General features: G+C 67.6%; 16 protein-coding genes. 7 read left to right on the top strand and 9 right to left on the bottom strand.

The window, feature by feature from the left end; translation table 11 throughout:
• Positions 1-52: 52 nt before the first annotated feature.
• Positions 53-529, top strand: a complete 477-nt coding sequence (locus AC6RIC_RS02920; RefSeq protein WP_499735033.1) for a DUF2938 domain-containing protein — start codon at positions 53-55, stop codon at positions 527-529.
• 12 nt (positions 530-541) lie between these two features.
• On the opposite strand, the gene AC6RIC_RS02915 is transcribed toward AC6RIC_RS02920, so the two are convergent.
• Genes AC6RIC_RS02915 through gloB form a run of 3 tightly spaced genes read right to left on the bottom strand, consistent with a single transcriptional unit; the run spans position 542 to position 2,530 of the window.
• Entirely contained in the window at positions 542-1,300 is a 759-nt protein-coding gene (locus AC6RIC_RS02915; protein WP_499735032.1) for a GNAT family N-acetyltransferase, read from the bottom strand.
• Position 1,301: 1 nt separating this feature from the next.
• Complete coding sequence (locus AC6RIC_RS02910) at positions 1,302-1,757, bottom strand: cupin domain-containing protein (RefSeq protein WP_499736543.1); 456 nt, start codon at positions 1,755-1,757, stop codon at positions 1,302-1,304.
• 8 nt (positions 1,758-1,765) lie between these two features.
• Positions 1,766-2,530, bottom strand: coding sequence for a hydroxyacylglutathione hydrolase (gene gloB / locus AC6RIC_RS02905; protein ID WP_499736542.1), 765 nt, complete (start codon positions 2,528-2,530; stop codon positions 1,766-1,768).
• A gap of 140 nt (positions 2,531-2,670) precedes the next feature.
• Here gloB and AC6RIC_RS02900 point away from each other — a divergent pair, with 140 nt between their 5' ends.
• From AC6RIC_RS02900 to AC6RIC_RS02885, 4 genes are all read left to right on the top strand, one after another.
• Positions 2,671-3,438, top strand: a complete 768-nt coding sequence (locus AC6RIC_RS02900; protein ID WP_499735031.1) for a class I SAM-dependent methyltransferase — start codon at positions 2,671-2,673, stop codon at positions 3,436-3,438.
• Between the two features lie 103 nt (positions 3,439-3,541).
• The gene (locus tag AC6RIC_RS02895; protein WP_499735030.1) at positions 3,542-4,495 is read left to right on the top strand and encodes an acetyl-CoA carboxylase carboxyltransferase subunit alpha; all 954 of its coding nucleotides are present in this window, start codon (positions 3,542-3,544) and stop codon (positions 4,493-4,495) included.
• 200 nt (positions 4,496-4,695) lie between these two features.
• The gene (locus AC6RIC_RS02890) at positions 4,696-6,120 is read left to right on the top strand and encodes a L,D-transpeptidase family protein (RefSeq protein WP_454654604.1); all 1,425 of its coding nucleotides are present in this window, start codon (positions 4,696-4,698) and stop codon (positions 6,118-6,120) included.
• 213 nt (positions 6,121-6,333) lie between these two features.
• Positions 6,334-7,239: a TorF family putative porin gene (locus tag AC6RIC_RS02885; protein WP_499735029.1), complete on the top strand. Its 906-nt coding sequence runs from the start codon at positions 6,334-6,336 to the stop codon at positions 7,237-7,239.
• Between the two features lie 69 nt (positions 7,240-7,308).
• On the opposite strand, the gene AC6RIC_RS02880 is transcribed toward AC6RIC_RS02885, so the two are convergent.
• From AC6RIC_RS02880 to AC6RIC_RS02865, 4 genes are read right to left on the bottom strand one after another with little or no spacing between them, the layout of a single operon-like run.
• A complete protein-coding gene (locus AC6RIC_RS02880; protein ID WP_499735028.1) occupies positions 7,309-7,980 on the bottom strand; it encodes an AroM family protein in 672 nt (223 codons plus the stop codon).
• Between the two features lie 58 nt (positions 7,981-8,038).
• Positions 8,039-9,709, bottom strand: coding sequence for an OPT/YSL family transporter (locus AC6RIC_RS02875; protein WP_499735027.1), 1,671 nt, complete (start codon positions 9,707-9,709; stop codon positions 8,039-8,041).
• 54 nt (positions 9,710-9,763) lie between these two features.
• Positions 9,764-13,612 carry a hydantoinase B/oxoprolinase family protein gene (locus tag AC6RIC_RS02870; protein WP_499735026.1) on the bottom strand — a complete coding sequence of 1,283 codons (3,849 nt, stop codon included), beginning with the start codon at positions 13,610-13,612 and terminating at the stop codon, positions 9,764-9,766.
• Complete coding sequence (locus AC6RIC_RS02865) at positions 13,609-14,394, bottom strand: IclR family transcriptional regulator (RefSeq protein ID WP_499735025.1); 786 nt, start codon at positions 14,392-14,394, stop codon at positions 13,609-13,611. Before AC6RIC_RS02865 ends, AC6RIC_RS02870 begins: the two co-directional genes overlap by 4 nt.
• Before the next feature lie 209 nt (positions 14,395-14,603).
• Here AC6RIC_RS02865 and AC6RIC_RS02860 point away from each other — a divergent pair, with 209 nt between their 5' ends.
• Both AC6RIC_RS02860 and AC6RIC_RS02855 read left to right on the top strand, forming a co-directional pair.
• Positions 14,604-15,572, top strand: coding sequence for a hypothetical protein (locus AC6RIC_RS02860; protein ID WP_499735024.1), 969 nt, complete (start codon positions 14,604-14,606; stop codon positions 15,570-15,572).
• Between the two features lie 27 nt (positions 15,573-15,599).
• Positions 15,600-16,637: a DmpA family aminopeptidase gene (locus AC6RIC_RS02855; RefSeq protein ID WP_499735023.1), complete on the top strand. Its 1,038-nt coding sequence runs from the start codon at positions 15,600-15,602 to the stop codon at positions 16,635-16,637.
• A 129-nt stretch (positions 16,638-16,766) separates the two neighbouring features.
• On the opposite strand, the gene AC6RIC_RS02850 is transcribed toward AC6RIC_RS02855, so the two are convergent.
• Together AC6RIC_RS02850 and AC6RIC_RS02845 are read right to left on the bottom strand one after the other, a co-directional pair.
• On the bottom strand, positions 16,767-18,017 hold the full coding sequence (locus AC6RIC_RS02850) for an aminopeptidase (protein ID WP_499735022.1): 1,251 nt from the start codon (positions 18,015-18,017) through the stop codon (positions 16,767-16,769).
• A 108-nt stretch (positions 18,018-18,125) separates the two neighbouring features.
• Positions 18,126-19,016: a GntR family transcriptional regulator gene (locus AC6RIC_RS02845; protein ID WP_499735021.1), complete on the bottom strand. Its 891-nt coding sequence runs from the start codon at positions 19,014-19,016 to the stop codon at positions 18,126-18,128.
• Positions 19,017-19,018: the final 2 nt, after the last annotated feature.

Here is a 19,018-nt window from a genome sequence, read left to right as displayed (position 1 = left end):
TCGCCGCTCCAACAGGGGGAAGCTGCATCGATGCGGCCTTGGGGGATGGAACGTGTCGGATCTGATCTTGCGGATGGTCGTCATCGGCGTCGGCGCGACCGCACTCACCGATATCTGGGCCCAGTTCCTGCGCCTTTTCGGCTTCCCCAAGCCGAACTGGGCGATGCCCGGCCGCTGGTTCGCCCACCTGCCGCGCGGCCGCGTCTGGCATGAGGACATCGCCAAGTCCGAACCCGTGGCCGGCGAGCTCGCGATCGGCTGGATCTGCCATTATCTCATCGGCATCGCTTTCGCCGGCATCGTACTGGCGATCGCCGGCGCCGGTTGGGCCCGTAACCCGACCTTCCTGCCGGCACTCATCGTCGGCTGGGCAACGATCGGCTGCGGCTGGTTCATCCTGCAGCCCGGCATGGGCATGGGCATCGCGGCCTCGAAGAAGCCCAACGCGAACCAGATCCGCCTGCTCAATTTCATCAGCCACACCCTCTTCGCCATCGGCCTCTATGGGACGGCGCTGCTGACGCGCTGAGCGCTTTCGCCGTCAATCGAGGATGCGCGTCTCGTAGGCGTAGAGCTGGCCGAAACCGAGGCTACCATAGAGGTTGATCGCGACCGCGTTGCTCTGCTCGACCTGCAGATAGGCGCTATGGCACTCCATCGCCGCAGCCCAGCCCATCAGTCCCCGCACGATCTTGCGGCCATAACCGTGGCCGCGATGATCGGGATGGACGCAAATCAGGCCGATCTCAGCCATGCCGCGCTCGGCGACGCTCATGCCGAACGCCACCGCCTCGCCCTCGACCACCCAGGTCGCGAAAGCGGCCGGCAACCGAACCTTCTCGATGATGGCCGCGAGATTGGTGACATGGGTCTTGTTGCCGCTCTGGAGCGCGGCGGCGCCGGCCATCCATTCCAGGCTCGGCCGCGCCTCGATCTGCAGTTCCGCCTCTTCGGAAGCCGCAAAACCGGCGAGCGGCGCGATCTGACCGAAGGACCTGTCCTTGACCCGGTAGCCGCGCTCCAGCACCGCCGCACGCGTCGCCTCCGCCACCAGTGGCGTCAGCCGGATCGCGGGAGTAAGCCCGTCGGCGCGATAGAGCTCCTCGATCAAATCGAGCATCGTGGTGTCGAGTTCGGCGCCATAGCTCAACGGCGTCGCCGAGTTGGCCCGGCCGGAATAACCATTGGCGAAGCGCAGCACCCAGTCGCCGACGATCAGTGTCGACAGAGCCGGCCAGGCATTGATGATGCGCCGCTCGCAGCCGAGCACGAGTTCGCTGTTGTCCGCTTTCGTCAGCATCCTATCCCCCGGACGGCTTGCGCGGTGTCGGCCGCCAGCCCGGCAGCGCCATCTCGAAGCCCTTGAACTCGAAACCCGGCGCGACCGTGCAACCGACCAGCGTCCAGGCACCGAGCGAGGTCGCGCTCTGCCACCAGCCGGCCGGAACCACGAATTGCGGCCGCTGGCCGGCTGCAAGCTCTATGCCCAGATGATGGGCCGAAGCGTCATGCCCGTTCGGCGAGACCGTGATGACCAGCGGCGCCCCGGCATAATGATGCCAGATCTCGGCGGCATCGACGCGATGCCATTCCGAAGTCTCTCCGGTATCGAGCAGGTAGTAGATCGCGGTCGAGAACCCCCTGCCTTCCGGCCCGGCTCCATCGCGAAAAGTCTCGCGATAATGGCCACCCTCGGGGTGGGGTTTGAGGTCGAGCAGGCGGATCACCTCCGCCGCCGTCAGCCCGTCCAGCCGCATCGCCATGGTCAGAACCGGTTCTTGGCTTCGCGTAGGGCCGCGAAGACCTCGCCCGGTGCAGCGCCCGCCAGGCCTGCCGCCTTCGCCAGCGCCGGCTCGGCCGCCCGGAAGAACGGATTGGTCGCCTTTTCCTCGGCGACCGTCGTCAGCGCCCAGAACCGGCCGCCGGCCTTGGCGGCCTCGGCTTCCGCGAAGCGCGCCTTGAGCACCTCGTTCGCCGGATCGACCGAGCGGGCGAAGCGGGCATTCGAGAGCGTATAGTCATGGCCGCCGAGCAGGCGGACATTGCCCGGCAGCGCCATCAGGCGCGACAGCGAGGTCCACATCCGCTCCATCTGGCCGGGCTGGACCCGCCCGCAGCCCATCACGAAGACGACATCACCGACCAGCGCGAGCTTGGCGCCGCGACCGATGAAACTCAGATGCCCGTCGGAATGGCCGGGCGTATGCCAGATCTCGAAGCTTTCGCCGCCGAGCGTAACGGCATCACCTTCGCCAAGGACGCGGTCAAGCGGCGCGCTCGTCCGTGCGTCGGCCGGGCCGACGACGTTCGCGCCCGTTGCCTGCTTCACCTCGGCGACGCCCTGCGTGTGGTCGTGATGGGCGTGGGTGATGAAGATGTCGCTGATCGTCCAGCCCTTGGCCCTGGCGGCGGCAAGCGTCTCGCCGGCATCGGGCACGTCGATGGCGGCGCAGGCGCCGCTGGTGGGATCATGAAGCAGCGCGCCCGCATTGTCGTTGAGCGTGCGGAAGACGTGAAGGTCGAGCGGCATGGCTTCCTCCGGCAGGGTCGGCCCACCGGAACGGCGAGCGGTCATGCGCCCTGCATGGGCCATGCCCGGCCGCCGATCAACCCGGCTTCACCGCAGGACGGCCCTTGCGCTCGGGCCCTGCGCGTTCCATGTCAGGCGCCATGCCTCTCGACGTCGTCGACCTGCGCGCCTTCTATGCGAGCCCGCTCGGCCATGTCGCCCGGCGCGTCATCGGCCGCGCGATGCTGCGGTTCTGGCCGGATTGCGCGCGCCAGCGCCTGCTCGGCCTCGGCTATTCGACGCCGTATCTTTCCGTGCTCGGCATGCAGGCCGAGCGGACCATCGCCTTCATGCCGGCAGCGCAGGGCGTGGTGAACTGGCCCTCGCCCGGTCTCTCCGCCTCCGCCCTGGTCGAGCCGACGCTCCTGCCGCTCCCGACAGCCTCGATCGACCGGGTCGTGCTCGTCCATGCGCTTGAGGAGACCGAAAGCCCCGACGATCTCCTGGAGGAGGTTTCGCGCGTGCTCAATCCCGGCGGCCGCATGATCCTCGTCGTGCCGAACCGGCGCGGGCTCTGGGCCCGGATGGACGGCACGCCCTTCGGCCAGGGCCGCCCCTTCAGCCGCCGGCAGCTCTCCGCCCTGATGCGTGGCGCCGAATTCTCGCCCGAGCACTGGACCGAAGCTCTCTATGTCCCGCCCCTGCAAAAACGGCTGCTGATGCGCTCGGCGCTGGCCTGGGAGCAGATCGGTGCCGGCCTCTCGCTCCCCTTCGCTGGCGTCCATATCATCGACGCCACCAAGCAGTTCTACCGGCGCGCGCCCTTGCGCGCGACGCGGCGCAGTTTCGCGCTCAGACCCGTCCTGTTGCCACAGGCTTCACCGACGCCGCGTGCGGCAAACCCGCCTGTGAAGCCACGAACGGGTTGACAATTTCGCCTGGGCGCGACCAAGGTCCGCCGCTTTTCAAGCCCGGTTTCGCTGTAAACCGCCGCTCCGCCCGCTCATGGCGCGGAATCTGAACTGGATCACGATGCGTAGCTATCTGGATTTCGAGAAACCGGTCGCCGAGCTGGAGGCGAAGGCGGATGAACTGCGGGCCCTCGAGGCACGCGGCGACGGTATCTCCCTGTCGGAGGAGATCGGCAAGCTCGACGCCCGCGCCAGCCAGGCGCTGAAGGAGCTCTATGCCGCGTTGACGCCCTGGCAGAAGACGCTGGTGGCGCGCCATCCGCAGCGCCCGCATTTCAAGGATTACTGCGCCGGGCTGATCACCGAGTTCACCCCGCTCGCCGGCGACCGCGCCTTCGGCGAGGACGAGGCCATCGTCGGCGGTTTCGGCCGCTTCCGCGGCGAGCCGGTCTGCGTCATCGGCCAGGAGAAGGGCGATTCGACCGAGACCCGCATCCGGCACAATTTCGGCATGCCCAAGCCCGAGGGCTATCGCAAGGCCGTGCGCCTGGCCGAGCTCGCCGACCGCTTCGGCCTGCCCGTGCTGAGCTTCGTCGATACCGCCGGCGCCTATCCCGGCATCGAGGCTGAGGAGCGCGGCCAGGCCGAGGCCATCGCCCGCTCGACCGAGGCTTGGCTCGGCCTGCGCACGCCAAGCGTCGCGCTCGTCATCGGCGAGGGCGGTTCGGGCGGGGCGATCGCGATCGCCGCCGCCAGCCGCGTCATGATGCTGGAACACGCGATCTATTCGGTCATCTCGCCGGAAGGCGCGGCCTCGATTCTCTGGCGCGACACCGCCCGCGCCCAGGACGCCGCGACCGGCATGAAGATCACGGCGCAGGACCTGCTGAAATTCGGCATCATCGACCGGATTGTGCAGGAGCCGACGGGCGGCGCCCATCGCGACGGCCAGGCGGCGATCAACCGCGCGGGCGATGCGATTGCCGCAGCGCTCGCCGATCTCGCCGGTCTCAGCGCCGACGATATCGTCGCCAGGCGCGCCGACAAGTTCCTCGCGATCGGCCGCAATCTCTGAGCAATCTCCGGGCGCGAAATATCTCGCACCCGCGAAGGCAAGGTTTCTTTACCCGGCGTTGACCATGTGGCCAGACTCGGGAAGCCTATGGTAAGGAACCGTCAAGCCTAACGCATCTAATACGAGTCGACGGGCACAATTTGGCCGTCTTGCGAAGTCACAGGTCGCGCCCCGGCCTGCCGTTCGATGGGATTGACGACGTGGCAATCAAGCAACTCGCGCTCGTGGCTTTTGTTGCATTGACGCTGGCTGCCTGCGAGGAAGACCGTTATCGCGGCTCTGCCCGCCACAACATCCCGATTCCGAACGCGACCTACGCGCTCATGTCCGAGAAGGGCATGAGCAAAGACCAGCCGATCATCATCCGTTCCTTCAAGAAGGAATCGGAGCTCGAGGTCTGGAAGCGCAAGGCCGACGGACAATACGCGCTGCTGAAGACCTATCCGATGTGCCGCTGGTCCGGCCAGCTCGGCCCGAAGGTCCGCGAGGGCGATCGCATGGCGCCGGAAGGCTTCTATGCCATCGCGCCGCAGCAGATGAACCCGAACTCGTCCTATTACGTCTCTTTCAACATGGGCTATCCCAACGCCTATGACCGCTCCTATGGCCGCACCGGCGCGCATCTGATGGTGCATGGCGCCTGCTCCTCGGCCGGCTGCTATTCGATGACGGACGACCAGATCGGCGAGATCTACGCCCTGGTGCGCGAGGCCCAGAATGCCGGCCAGCGCGCCGTGCAGATGCAGGCCTATCCCTTCCGGATGACCGCGCAGAACCTCGCCAAGCACCGCCTCGACCCGAACATCGCCTTCTGGAAGAACCTGAAGGAAGGCTCCGACTATTTCGAAGTCACCAAGGACGAACCGGCCGTCTCCGTCGCCGGCGGCCGCTATGTCTTCAACGGCGGCCAAGCTCCCGCCGCCGTCGCCGAGAAGCGCCGCGAGGACGAGGTCCAGGTCGCATCGCTCGTCGCCAAGGGCACGCCCGCGATCAAGCTGATCTATGACGACGGCGACCAGCACACCTCCTTCAAGCGCGCGCTCGCCTCCAATGGAGCCGACGCCTTGAACCGCTCCGCCTCCTGGGCGTCGCGGGATGTCGGCATTAGCCGCCAGGACGCGCTCGCCATTGGCCCGCGCGTCGTCGTGCTCGACAATGCCGGCAAGGCCAAGGCGACCGTGCGCGCCGCCTCCGCCGACAATGACGCCGTTCTCGCCGCCGTCGCCGCAGCGCCGGTCGAGGAGCCCGCCAAGCCGGTGGAAGCCAAGCCCGCCCTGGTGGCGCCGCGCCCGGCTGCGGCGCCTGCCGCCACGCAGCTCGCCAAGGTCACCCCGGGCAACGCCCAGCAGGCGCCGGTGCTGGCGAACGCCTCCTCGACCCCGGTCGTCCCGGCTGCCCCGGTCGAGGACAAGCCGTTCCTGCAGCGCGCGCTCAGCTTCATGCCGACCTTCGGCGGCACGGCCGATCAGGGCATGACCACCGCTTCGGCCCCTGTGGTCTCGGTCGTTCCGGCTCAACCGACCAGCACCAGCGCTCCGCTGCCACCGCGTCGTGCCACCGGCCTCAGAACCTCCAGCCTCGACCAGTCGACGGCGGCCTATGCGAGCCAGCCGGTCCAGCGCTGAACGGACCGGCTGATGGCTTTCTGGTCGTGACAAAATTGTCACACATCACCGGATAATCCCGACTGCCTTTTTCGCAGGCGCGAAGGCCCTCGTTTCGGGGGCCTTTGCTTTTTGCGTGGGCGATCGGCCCAAAAGCTCGCCTTGCCGGAAAACGCGCCTCGTCCGCTTGATGGCGTGACAGCGCGATCACTGCGCGGCGAGGGGTTTTTGCAGATGCCTGATCTCTTCCGTTCCTCGATTCTGGGCTTGGCCCTGGCGGCGGGCGTCAGCGGCGCCCAGGCCTCCGACCTGCCGAGCAAGAAGGGCGCGCCGCCGGTCCCGGTCGTCCCGGCGATCACCTGGTTCGACATCGCCGTCAACGTGAAGGCCCAGACCGACTACAATTTCCGTGGAATCTCGCAAACTGACCGCAAGCCCGGCATCGGCGGCGGCGCCGAGCTGCAGGTCTACAACAACCTGTTCTATGTCGGCGTCTACGGCGCCAGCGTCGACCTCGCCACGCGGCCCGATGCCGAGATCGATTTCTACGGCGGCATCCGGCCGAAATTCGGCGATCTCGCCTTCGATTTCGGCGTGATGCAGTACTATTACCCCAGCGAGAAGCAGCTCATCGACGCCACCGGCGTGTTCTGGACCCCGAAGAACACCGACTTCACCGAAGTCTACGGCAAGGTCTCCTATACCTTCGCGGAGAGCCTGACGCTTGGCGCCAATGCCTATTACGCCTGGGACTGGCTTGGCACCGGCGCGAGCGGCACCTATGCCTCGGTGACCGCCAAGTACAACCTGCCTTTCCTCGAAGGCCTCTCGGTCTCCGGCGAGCTCGGACATTACTGGCTCGGCACCACCAATCTCGCGATCTGGTCGACGGTGCCGGCAACCAACCTGCCGGACTACACCTACTGGAATGCCGGCGTGTCCTATAACTGGAAGAACCTCACCGCCGATCTCCGCTATCACGACACCACCCTGTCGAAGACGGAGTGCTTCCTGCTGACCGCCGATCCACGCGGCATCTCCACGGCCAGCGGGCGGTCCAAGTGGTGCGGCGCGGCCGTGGTCGCCACGCTTTCCTTCGACATCACCGCGAGCAGCGTCGGCATCTTCGCGCCGAAGTGAGGCTCCTGCCCTTCGCAGACGGAAAAGGCCGCCCAAGGACGGCCTTTTCTTTTGGGACGATGCCAGCGGTCAGACGATCTCGGAGACCAGCTTGGCGATCAGGCTGTTGGAGAGGATGACCGGCAGGCCGGCTTCCGCCGCCTCGCGGCGATGCCGCTCGACGAAGCCCATGCAGTCCATCAGCAGGATCTCGGCTCCGCGCCCGGCAAGATCGCGGGCCGCGTCCGCGACCGAAGCCCCACCACCGCCATAGGGCGAGGCAGCCGCATAGAGCGGCGCTCGGCCAAGCGGCGCCCATTTCCCGGCCTCGGACGCGATCTGCTCGACCAGCGGCACGATGATGCCGAGCTGTGCGCCCTGCACCAGCGCCGCCACGGTCGGCGGCAGGATGCGATCGGGCTCGACCAATCGCGCCGTCTCCGTCCGCAAGTTCGCGAAATGCCCGGTGCAGAGCATCAGGATCGTCGTGCAGCCCTCGGCCTCCAGTATCGTGAGCTTGGCTTGCGCCGCCGCCTCGGTACGGGCGCGGTCGATCACGACCGCGCTGCCGTCGAGCAGTTTTGTGATCAGCACGGGCTTGCCGGCCTCAGCCGCGAAACCGCGCTCGATCTCGGCGCGGCTCAGGCCATCCAGCACCCCGGCATGGCGGCGCGGCAGACGCGTGTCCAGCACGTCGTCGAGGATCGGCGTGATGTCGGCGCGCGGCGCCTGGCCGATGGTCAGCGTGCCCAGCTTGCTCATGGCGGTCCCTCTTCCGAAATGAAAAGGCCCCGGGACACGCGCCCGGGGCCTGTCTCGTTCAGCGCTTCCAGAAATTCTTCGAGACGGAGTCGAAGAAGGAGAAGATCGCATCGCCGGCGATGACGCCCGCAGCGAAGACCTCCATGTCGCCCTCGCCGCTCGCACCGCGCAGCTTCTCCCAGACGATCCGGCAGAGGATACCGGCCAGAACGGCCCAGCCCGCCATCGGGAAGTTGATCAGCAGGCCGGTGGCGAAGAGCACGCCGATCTGCCGCTTCGGCCCGCCGATAAACTGCAGGATCGCGCCGGGGATCGCCCAGAGGAAGAGCTGCCACGCCACGCCCGGCGCGACGCCGGCCTTGATTGTCGCGGCATAGACCTTGTTCACGGGGGCGACGAGGTTCTGGTCGAAGAAGGACTGGTAGGAGACCAGCACCACCGCGCCCGCGACGACGAAAGCGAACATCGCGGCGAAAAGCTGCTGGCGGCGGCCCTCGAGTTCGAAGGCCGGGTCGGCCCCGTTGCCGCGCAGCAGGTAGCCGGCCTTCAGGTCGTAACCCATATCGGCAAAGGCCGGGCCGGTCGCGGCCGAGAAGCCAACAAGCAGCGCCAGGGCCGGCATCGGGAAGCCGATGAGCATGCCGATGATCAGCGTGATCAACGCCACCGCGAAGGCCGGGAACCAGCCGGAATGCATCGCGGCGAGGCCAACGATCAATTCATGCACATAGGCCGCGAAGGCGGCGTAGAGCACGAACAGGATCAGCATGCCCATGGACATGTCGCTCATCAACCCGCCGACCACGGCGATGAACACCGCGATCGCGAGATAGCCGACCGTGCCGAGCCCGAGCGCCCGCTTCACCTCGGCATCCGAGACGCCCGCGGTTGCTTCGCCCGCCTTGGCCTCGCTGCGGCGGAACAGCAGCATCGCCACCTGGAGCAGCGCGACGAGGCCGGCGCCGATCATGAAGCCGTGCGGGATATAGGCAGCCATCAGGTCGCCCTTGGGGATAAGGGTCTCGAAGGTCGGTCCGCTGAAGAGCTGGCCGGAATAGCCGCGCAGCAGGAGGCCGATACCAAACATCGCGAGCGCCCAGATATTGCCGATGAAGGCGACGCCGAAGGCCGACATCGGAATGCCGGAGACGGCGGTCGAGCCGGCGAAGCCGATCCAGGCCAGCGGAATCTTGACGAAGGAGGCGGCGATGCCGGTGCCGAAGCCGATGCCCATCAGCACCGCCTTGCGGCCGCCTTCGTCGCCGGCCTTGATCGCCTCGGCGGCGGCGACGCCCGGAGGCCAGGCGCCCGTCGCCGGGAAGACGCGGGAATCGAACATCCGGTAGAGCAGATAGGCATCGAGCAGCATCGCGAAGAAGGCGCCGGCCAGCATCGGCAGCACCAGGTCCGGCCGGCCGAGCAGCCAGGGAATTCCGACCGGCAGGAGCAGGCTGTTCGCCGCGCCGAACGTGGCCGAGGAGATCGCACTCTGGGCCAGGTTCTGGACATGGATCGAACGGTAGCGGGCGAAGATCGCGAGCGGCACGCGCGCCAGCGCCATGGCGGCGAGCGCGCCGATCAGCGAGGTGTTGGCGGTGATGCCGAGCGACACCAGAAGCTGCATGCCGATGATCGCGCCGAAGACGCAGAGCACGGCGATGAGCAGCAGCGTCGCCGGCTCGAACAGGCTGGGGTGCCGCCGAGGCACCCCCTTCGTTGGATTGGTCATGCCTCAGTCCCCTTATTGGCCCCTGTCGGGCGTGTGCGTTGTGATCCCTGTCGCTCAGGCAACCAGGATGCCGGCCTTGGCCTCGCCGACATCCTGCGTGGCATGCGTGCCCTGCACGCCGTAATCGCGCTTGGCGGCATCCGGAGAAACCAGCCCGAGCGCGATGTCGCGGGCGATCGCCTCGCGCGAGCGCTCGGAGGCCGGGCCGTAGCCGGCGCCACCGGCGAGCACGAGCTCGACGATCTCGTGCGGCTGCGTGACCTGGACGAGCTCGCCGGTGCCGACGTCCCTGAGGACATGGCCCTGCTCGTCGATGACCCGGCCGGAGGCACCACCGCCGGCCTTGCCGCCGAACAGGCCCGGGATCGGGTTGTTGACCCCTTCCGGATAGAGCGAGACCAGCGTCGGCAGCCCGTCATCCGAGAGCTTGCGCAGCCGCACGCGCTGGCCGAGGCCGCCGCGATGCTGGCCGGCGCCGCCGGAATCGGTGAGGTAGGTCTTCTCGACCACCAGCACCGGCACCCGCGATTCGAAGGTCTCGATCGAGGTGTTCGCCGCCGAGGTCGGATAGAGCAGACCCGACTTGCCGTCGCCTTGGGCCGAGCCGCCCTGACCGCCGCCACAGAAGAGCATGTCCGAATAGGTGTCGCCGATTGCGTCGCGGCCATAGACGCTCGCCGCCACCGGCAGGCCGGTGAAGGCCTGAACCTGCTTCGGCGCTGCTTCCGACAACGCGCGGAAGATGTTCGGCGCGAGATACCAGCCCGTCCGCGTCCGCAGATTCACCGCCAGCGGCTTGTCGCAGTTCAGAATCGAGCCCTTCGGGGCCTCGACCGAGAAGGCGCGGTAACAGCCCGCATTGCCGCGCACTGACGGCGTCAACATGCATTTCAGCGGGTAGGTCGCATGCGCCATCGTGTAGTTGAGCGTGCAGTTCAACCCGCCCTGCGGGAGCTGCGGCGGGGCTCCGGCGAAGTCGAGATGGATCGTGTCGTCCTTGACCGTCAGCGCCAGCGGATAGGTCATCGGCGTGCCCAGCGGGTTGTTCGAGACCGTGCCGTGATAGGTGCCATCAGGCAGCGCGCGGATCGCCTCGCGCATCGCCTTCTCCGAGCGGCTCTGCACGACATGGGCGAGCGCCCGGAGGTCCTGCATGCCGTAGTCGGTGAGGAAGGACTGCAACCGCTCGGCACCGATCGCATTGGCCGCGACGAAGGAGTGGAGATCGCCGAGCACCTGCTCGGAATTGCGCACGTTCTCACCGAGCAGGCGCACCAGCGTCTCGTTGATCCGGCCGGCCTCGTAGAGCTTCATCGGCGGGATCTGGAAGCCCTCCTCGTAGATCTCGCGAGCCCGGAGCGAATCCTTGGTGCCGCCAATATCCGAGACATGGCCGACCGTACCCATCAGCCCGACGACGCGGTCGCCGAGGTAGACCGGCGTGACGATCGCGATGTCGAAGAGATGGCCGGCGCAGAGCCAGGGATCGTTGGTGATCAGCACGTCGCCGGGCTTCAGCGTCTCGGCCGGATAGCGCTCCAGCAGCGCCTTGACCGCACGCGGCAGCGTCAGGTTGAACACCGGCATCGCGCGAGGCGAATGCGCCAGCGTTTCGCCTTCGGGGTCGAGCAGTTCGCAGGCGAAGTCCTGCGCTTCCGAGATCACCAGCGAGAAGGCGGTGCGGCAGACCGTCAGCCACATCTCCTCGACGACGTTGATCATCCGGCTCCACATGATCTCCAGCGAGATCGGATCAGCCTCGATCCGGCGCGCGGCCTCGGCCAGAGGCATGTCGGCGGTGATGGTGGTCTCGGCCGCACTGGCCTGGCCGACATGGATGATCAGGTTCAGAACATCGTCGATGGCGACGCTGTCTCCGGGCGGCACGATCGTGGTCGCCTCGCGCTCCTCGATGATCGCCGGGCCCTTGACGGTGTCGCCGGAGCGCAGGGCATAGCGGTCATAAACCGTGGCCTCGCTCCAGCCGCCCTCGAACCAGGCCTTGCGCGTGCCCTTGATCTTGGCCGCTGCATCGCCACCGCCGGCCGCGCCGGAGAGCGAGAGGGTCGGAACCGGCCCCGCGCAGCGAACACGGAAATTGATCGCCTCCAGCCGCGCGCCCTCATAGACCGAGGTGTAGCGGGCGGAATAGGCCTTGCTGAAGGCGGCGCGGATCGCTTCGAGGCTCGCCGCATCGATGGTCCCGGCCGGCAGCGGCACGGAGATGTCGTGCATCTGGCCGACGAGGCGCATATCGGCCGTACGCTCGACCGTGACGTCGGCGGGCTTCACCCCGGCCTCGATCAGGTGCTTGCGCCCTTCCGCCTCGAGCTGGCCGAGCATGGCGTTGACGGCAGCCGCATCGAAGCCCTCGGAGAATTCGACCGGCAGCGAACGCACCATGTCGAAGGAAAGCGGCGCAGCGAGGAAGCCGAGCGCGGAAGCCGCGCCCGAGGCCGGCGGGATGATGACCTGCTTGACGCCGAGCACGCGGGCGACATCGACGGCATGCGCCGGACCGGCGCCGCCGAAGCCGACCATGGCGTAATGGCGCGGGTCCTTGCCCTTCTCGACGAGATGGACGCGGGCGGCGGCGCCCATGCTTTCGACCACGACCTTGTGGATGCCCCAGGCCGCTTCCTCGATCGAGAGGCCGAGCGGCGCAGCAACGGTTGAGACGGCCTTGCGGGCCGCCTCCAGGTCGAGCGCCATGCGCCCGCCCAGGAAGAAGCCGGGATCGTAATAGCCGAGTACGAGATTGGCGTCGGTCACGGTCGGCTTCACGCCGCCCATGCCGTAGCAGGCCGGGCCGGGATCGGAGCCGGCCGAATGCGGGCCAACCTTGAGCAGGCCGACCTCGTCGATCGCGGCGATCGAGCCGCCGCCGGCGCCGATCTCGATCATGTCGATGACGGGCGCCTTGATCGGCAATCCGGAGCCCTTGGCGAAGCGGTTGACGCGGCCGGCTTCGAGCATCGGCGCGATCTCGGCGCGGCCGTCCTCGATCATGCAGGCCTTGGCGGTGGTGCCGCCCATGTCGAATGAGATCACGTCCTTGTGGCCGGCGAGCTCGCCGAACAGCGCCGTGGCGAGGCCGCCGCCGGCCGGGCCGCTCTCGAGCAGGCGGATCGGGAAGGTGCGCGCCGTCTCAGGCGAAACGAGGCCACCGGCCGAATGCATCAGCGTCAGCGATCCCGTGAAGGAGCGGGCCGCAAGCTCACGCTCCAGGCGCTGGAGATAGCGGCGCATCAACGGCTGGACATAGGCATTCGCCGCCGTGGTGACGAAGCGCTGGTATTCCCAGATCTCGGCAACGACCTCGCTCGACAGCGAAACGGTCAGCTCCGGACAGGTCTCGCGGATGATGCGGCCGGCTTCCTGCTCATACGCGGGGTTGCGGTAGCTGTTGAGGAAGCAGACCGCGATCGCCTCGCAGCCGGCGGCTTCCAGCTCGCGGGCGGCCTTGCGCACGGCTTCCACGTCGAGCGCGGTGACCACATTGCCGTCGCGGTCGATGCGCTCTGCGACTTCGAGGCGATGCTCGCGCGAGACCAGCGGGTCGGGGAAGGTCAGGAACAGGTCGTAGATGTCGTAGCGCTGCTCGGTCCCCATTTCGAGGATGTCGCGGAAACCCCTGGTGGTGATGAGGCCGAGCTTCGAGCCCTTGCGCTCGATCACCGCATTGGTGACGAGCGTCGTGCCGTGGACGATATCGCCGACATCGGCCAGCGTAATCCCGGCCATCTCGGTCAGTTCACCAAGACCGATCAGCGCGGCTTCGGACGGGTCATGCGGCGTGGTCAGGCGCTTGTGCAGCCGGACCGAACGCTCCTGCGAGTCGTAGAGGATGAAATCGGTGAAGGTGCCGCCGATGTCGAAGCCGATACGCCAACGATTGCTCATGGAGCGGTCTCCGCGATTGAGAGGTTCAAGGGGTGGAAACGCTTGTCATGGGTCAGGGCCGCGATCCCGGCGGCGCCCTCCCCGAGCGAACGGATGATGGCGATGCGCTCGGCCGGCTCGACCGTGGCGGCCGGGAAGGACAGGCAGAGCGCGACCTCGTCGCCGGTTGCGGGATCGCCGACAGCGACCGAGAGCGCGCGCACGCCGCGCACAGCTTCGTCGCGGGATTCGGCGAAACCCTCGTCGCGAACGCGCGCCAGGCGAGCTAGCAGGTCGTCCATGTCGCGCGGCGCCGTCTCGGACGGCGCGCTGAAACCCGCCGGATAAAGCGCACGAACCTCGTCATCCGGCAGACGCGCGAGCAGGGCGCGGCCGGTGCTAGAGGCAAACGCCGGAATGCGGTCGCCGATCGAGGTGACGACCCTGAGCGCATGGCGGCCGGGATGGGCGGTGACCGCGACGATATCGGTGCCACGACGGACACTGACATAGCCGGTATGGCCGATCCGGTCGGAGATGTTGCCGACCACCGCGTCGGCACGGTCGATCAGCGAAGCGGCGAAGCGATAGAGATGGCCGACCTGATTGAGCAGCAGCGAGGGCCGGTAGCGCTTGCTCTCGCCGACCGTCTCCAGCAGCCCTTCGTCGCGCATCGCCCGCAGCAGACGCGAGGCATTGCTCTTCGGCATGCCCAACAAAGTGACGAGGTCTGTCACCGTCACGTCATGGCGTGTGCTGGAAAAACAGCGAAGCACATCCACGGCCGATGACAGGATGGACATCGCGGCTTCACCTTCAAAGTTCCATTAAATGGAACTTGAGTTCCAATAGGAGGAAAAATACGCGAGTTAAGGAAGATGTCAATCCTGTGACCGCGTTTTCGCTTCCGCTCGGGAACCCGGCAGGCGCCTCGACGCCGGTCCGGCTTGGCTGTATCCCGGCCTCCTTGCCGCCTCGGGCCTCGCCTGCCTGCGGTCATGGAGATCACCGGATGAGCGACAGCCTGCTGTATCTTTCGCGCGACGATGTCCGGGCGCTGGCGATCTCGCCCGACGAGGCGCGCGAGGCCGTGCTGCAGGGCTTTCGCGACCATGCCGCGGGCTTAAACCGGAGCATTCCGAAGACGGCGCTGACGCTCGGGCCGGGCCATGGCTTCCAGGCGATGACGGCCGCCTCCTCCGCCCAGCAGATCGCCACGGTGAAATGGGTGGCGATGGCGCCGGTCGCGGCGGGCTCAGCCCTGCCCGCCGTCAGCGCGCTGATCTGCGTGAACGACTACGCGACGGGCATGCCGCGCGCGATCCTCGACGGCGACGAGATCACCCTGATCCGCACCGCGGCGATCACAGCCGCCGCGGCCTCCCGTCTGGCGCCGCCCGCGCCGCGCACCATCGGCTTCGTCGGCTGCGGATTGCAGGCCCATGCCCATCTCGCCGCCTTCCGCGCGCTCTATCCGGGCCTGACGACGGCACTGGCCATGAGCCGCAGCCGCGCCTCGGCCGAGCGGCTCGCGGAAGCCGCGCGCTCGACCGGCCTTGCCGCACAGGTGCTTGATGATGCCGACGCCCTGCTGGCGCAGAGCGATATCGTCATCTCGATGGTACCGGGAGGCCCTGGCATGGCGCCCTTCCTCGACGCGCGGCGCCTGAAGCCCGTCGCCTTCGCCGCGGCGGTCGATACCGGCCGGAGCTGGTTGCCGGAGACCCTGCCTGCCTTCGACGTGCTCGCCACCGACAGCCTCGAACAGTCGCGCGCGCCTTATGACGCCGCCGGCAATCCGGTCACGACCGTCGCCTTCGGCCATGACATGTCGGAGCTCGCGGGAGCCCCGCACCCGACAGCACCGGCCGGCCGCTCCTTCTTCTGCTTCCGCGGCGTGGCGCTGGCCGATCTCGCGCTCGCCCATCTCGCCGTCGAAAAAGCCCGCGCACAGGGGCTCGGCACCACCCTGCCACGCTGATCCCGCCTAACTTCACCGGACGAAGCCATGACCCAGCGCCTTCGCGATTTCGGCCTCACCTGCGGCATCCTGCAGACCGGCCCGCTCAACGCGATCACCGACGTGCCCGGCATCAAGCTTGGTCACTTCACCCTGAACGAGGGCGATCTCCGCACCGGCTTCACGGCGCTGCTGCCGCATGACGGCAACCTGTTCCGCCGCAAGCTCCGCGCCGCGGTCGATGTCATCAACGGTTTCGGCAAGAGCGCCGGGCTGATGCAGCTCGCCGAGCTCGGCCAGATCGAGACGCCGCTTCTGCTGGGCAATACGCTCTCCGTCGGCACCGGCTTCGACGCGCTGGTAACCCGTGCACTCGCGGCCAATCCCGACATCGGTCGCGAGACCGGCACGGTCAATCCAGTCGTGCTCGAATGCAATGACGGCTATCTCTCCGATATCCGCGCCCGCGCGCTGACCGAAGCCCACGCCTTCGCTGCGCTCGATGCCGCCGCTTCCGGCCCCGTTGCCGAAGGCGCGGTCGGCGCCGGCACCGGCATGAGCGCCTTCGGCTTCAAGGGCGGCATCGGCACGGCCTCGCGCCGCTTCACGCTCGACGGCGCCGAGCACATGCTAGGTGTGCTCGCGCTCGCCAATTTCGGCAATGCCGGCGATCTCGTCCTGCCCGATGGCCGCCGCCCCGCTCCGCCCAAGGCGAAGCCCCAAAGCGAGCGCGGCTCGGTCATCCTCATCATCGCCACCGACGTCCCGCTGGAATCGCGGCAGCTGCACCGGATCGCGAGGCGTGGCGGCGCCGGTCTCGCCCGGCTCGGTGCCTTCTGGGGCAATGGCAGCGGCGACATCGCCGTCGCCTTCACCACGGCGGATCCGATCGACCACGATCAGCCTGATGATCTCGTGCTACTGCGCGCCCTCAACGAGAACCGCATCGACACGCTCTTCCGCGCCGCTGCCGAGGCGACGCAGGAGGCCGTGCTCAACGCGATGGTCGCCGCGCCCGCCACGACCGGGCGCGACGGACATCACCGCCCATCGCTGGGGGATTGGCTCCGGGCGAACGCGGGCTGAAAAGGAAACGCATCGTCATGCTCGCCCTTGTGGCGAGCATCCACGTCTTGAAGATCGCACGGCATCGGTGAAGACGTGGATGGTCGGGACAAGCCCGACCCTGACGGAGTTGCCGGCAGCCTCTGTCGTTCAGGCCCATTCGCCCTTGCGGAACACCGGCACACGCCGGCCATCCGCGTGAACGCCGTCGATATCGACCTCGCCGGAGCCGATCATCCAGTCGATATGGATCAGGCTCTTGTTGCCGCCCTGCGTCGCGATCTGCTCCGGCGTCAGGTTCGCGCCGTCGACGAAGCATTTCGAATAGCACTGTCCGAGCGCGATATGGCAGGACGCGTTCTCGTCGAAGAGCGTGTTGTAGAACAGGATGCCGCTCTTCGAGATCGGCGATGAGTTCGGCACCAGCGCGACTTCGCCGAGCCGGCGGGCGCCCTCGTCGGTATCCAGCACCTTGTTCAGCACGGCTTCACCGCGCGAGGCCTTGGCCTCGACGATCCGCCCGCCCTCGAAGCGCACGCGGATCTCGTCGATCAGCGAGCCCTGATAGGAAAGCGGCTTGGTGCTGGAGACATGGCCTTCGACCTGGCGCGCATGCGGCGTGGTGAAGACCTCTTCGGTCGGAATGTTCGGGTTGCAGACGATACCGTTCTTGGCCGGCGAGGCGCCGCCCTGCCAATCATGGCCATCGGCAAGTCCGACCGTCAGATCGGTTCCCGGCCCGGTAAAATGCAGCGAGGCGAAGCGCTGGCCGTTCAGCCAGTCGCGCCGTGCCCGCAGCGCCGCATTATGCGCAGACCAGGCCGCGACCGGATCGGCTTGGTCGATCCGCGAGGCCGAGAAGATCGCCTCCGCCAGCTTGCCGACCGCGACCTCCTCGGCATCGTCCGGAAAGACCTGCTTCGCCCAGGCCGCGCTCGGATAGGCCAGGATGTTCCAGTTGATGTCGAAGCCGGCGATCTTCTCCAGCGCCGGTTGGTAGGCCAGCGAATTGGCCTTGCTGGCGCGGCCGACCTTGGCCGGGTCCTCGTTCGCCAGCAGCATCGGGTTGTCGCCGACGATGGCGAGCCGCGCGGTATTGGCGGAAAAGGCCTCGGCGACGCCCTTGTAGAGCCAGGCCGGCGCCTTGTCGAAGCTCGCATCCGGCGCAAAGCGATAGCGCGCCAGTGTCACCTCCTCGTCGGCCAGCATCGGCGTCACGATGCCGGCGCCGGCCTTGTAGGCATGCGCGGCGATCAGCCGGACCAGCGGCAGTGCCGCGACCGGCGCGGTCAGGAACAGGTCCTGTCCCGGCTGGAGATTGAGGCCGACGCGGATGGCAACCTCGGCCAGCTTGTCGAGCTTGGCGGGATCGATGGCTTGCGGGCGCTGGTGAACAGTCATGGCACTCGACCTGTCGGATTCGGGATAGCGGCCATTGCTGGCCCAAATCGCCGCTGGGTCAACCACCGCGACGGCAAGTCTGCCACCCGCTGACCGGGCGGCGACGCGTTAGCCCTCGGTGCCATCCACCTTGCTCATCCGCCTGAGCTTGCTCGCCCGCTGCAGATGGCTGCGCATCAGCGCCGAGGCGACCTCGTTCTCGCCCGCCTCCAGATGGTCGAGCATGGCCATATGCTCGGCGCAGTTCACCCGCACGCGCTCCATGCCCTGGTCCCAGTCATAGTTCGACAGGCGCCGGAGCTGGTTCTGGCGCCGCATCGCCGAATGGAAGAAGCGGTTGCCGGTGGCAGCGGCCAGCCCCTCGTGGAAATCGGCATTCATCTCGTAGAAGGCGATGCTCGACGATTCCCGCCAGGGCCGCTCCAGCGACTCGATATGCCGCGTCCGCATCTCGGCGATCCAGCCGGGATCGAGCTGGAAGCCTGGTTCGAGCATCGCCATCGGCTCGATCAGCAGGCGGAAGCGGTAGCTCTCGTCGCGCAAGCGCTGGTCGCGCGGCTCGTGCAGGAAGCGCCAGCCATAGCCCGGCTTGCGCTCGACCATGTCGAGATCGGCGAGGCGCGCCAGCAGCTTCTGCGCCTCGGGCCGGCCGAGCTCGTAGCGCCGCATCACCTCCAGCTCCGAGACCTCGTCCGGCAGCAGGCCGTTCTCGCGCTCGCGCGCCAGCCTCACCATGGCGAGGTCCAGCGTCTCCGGCGGGCGGGCGCTGTCGCTCGCCGCCGGAAGCTGGATGATCTCGATGCCCTTGTTGAGATGCCGGCGCACCACCCCTTGCTCGGCCAGATGATCCAACGCGGCACGCACGGGCGTGCGTGACACCCCGAGCCGCTTCGCCGTCGCATTCTCGTTGAGCCAGGCACCGGCCGCCAGTGCGTCGTCGCGCACGAGCTGCAGGATGCGTTCGGCGATCTCCTGTTGCAGCCGGGTCGGCGCCGCCATCG

This window comes from Allobosea sp. TBD101, assembly GCF_059817965.1.
The sequence above is the reverse complement of the archived record's forward strand: the minus strand, read 5'-3'. Positions and strand labels throughout refer to the sequence as shown.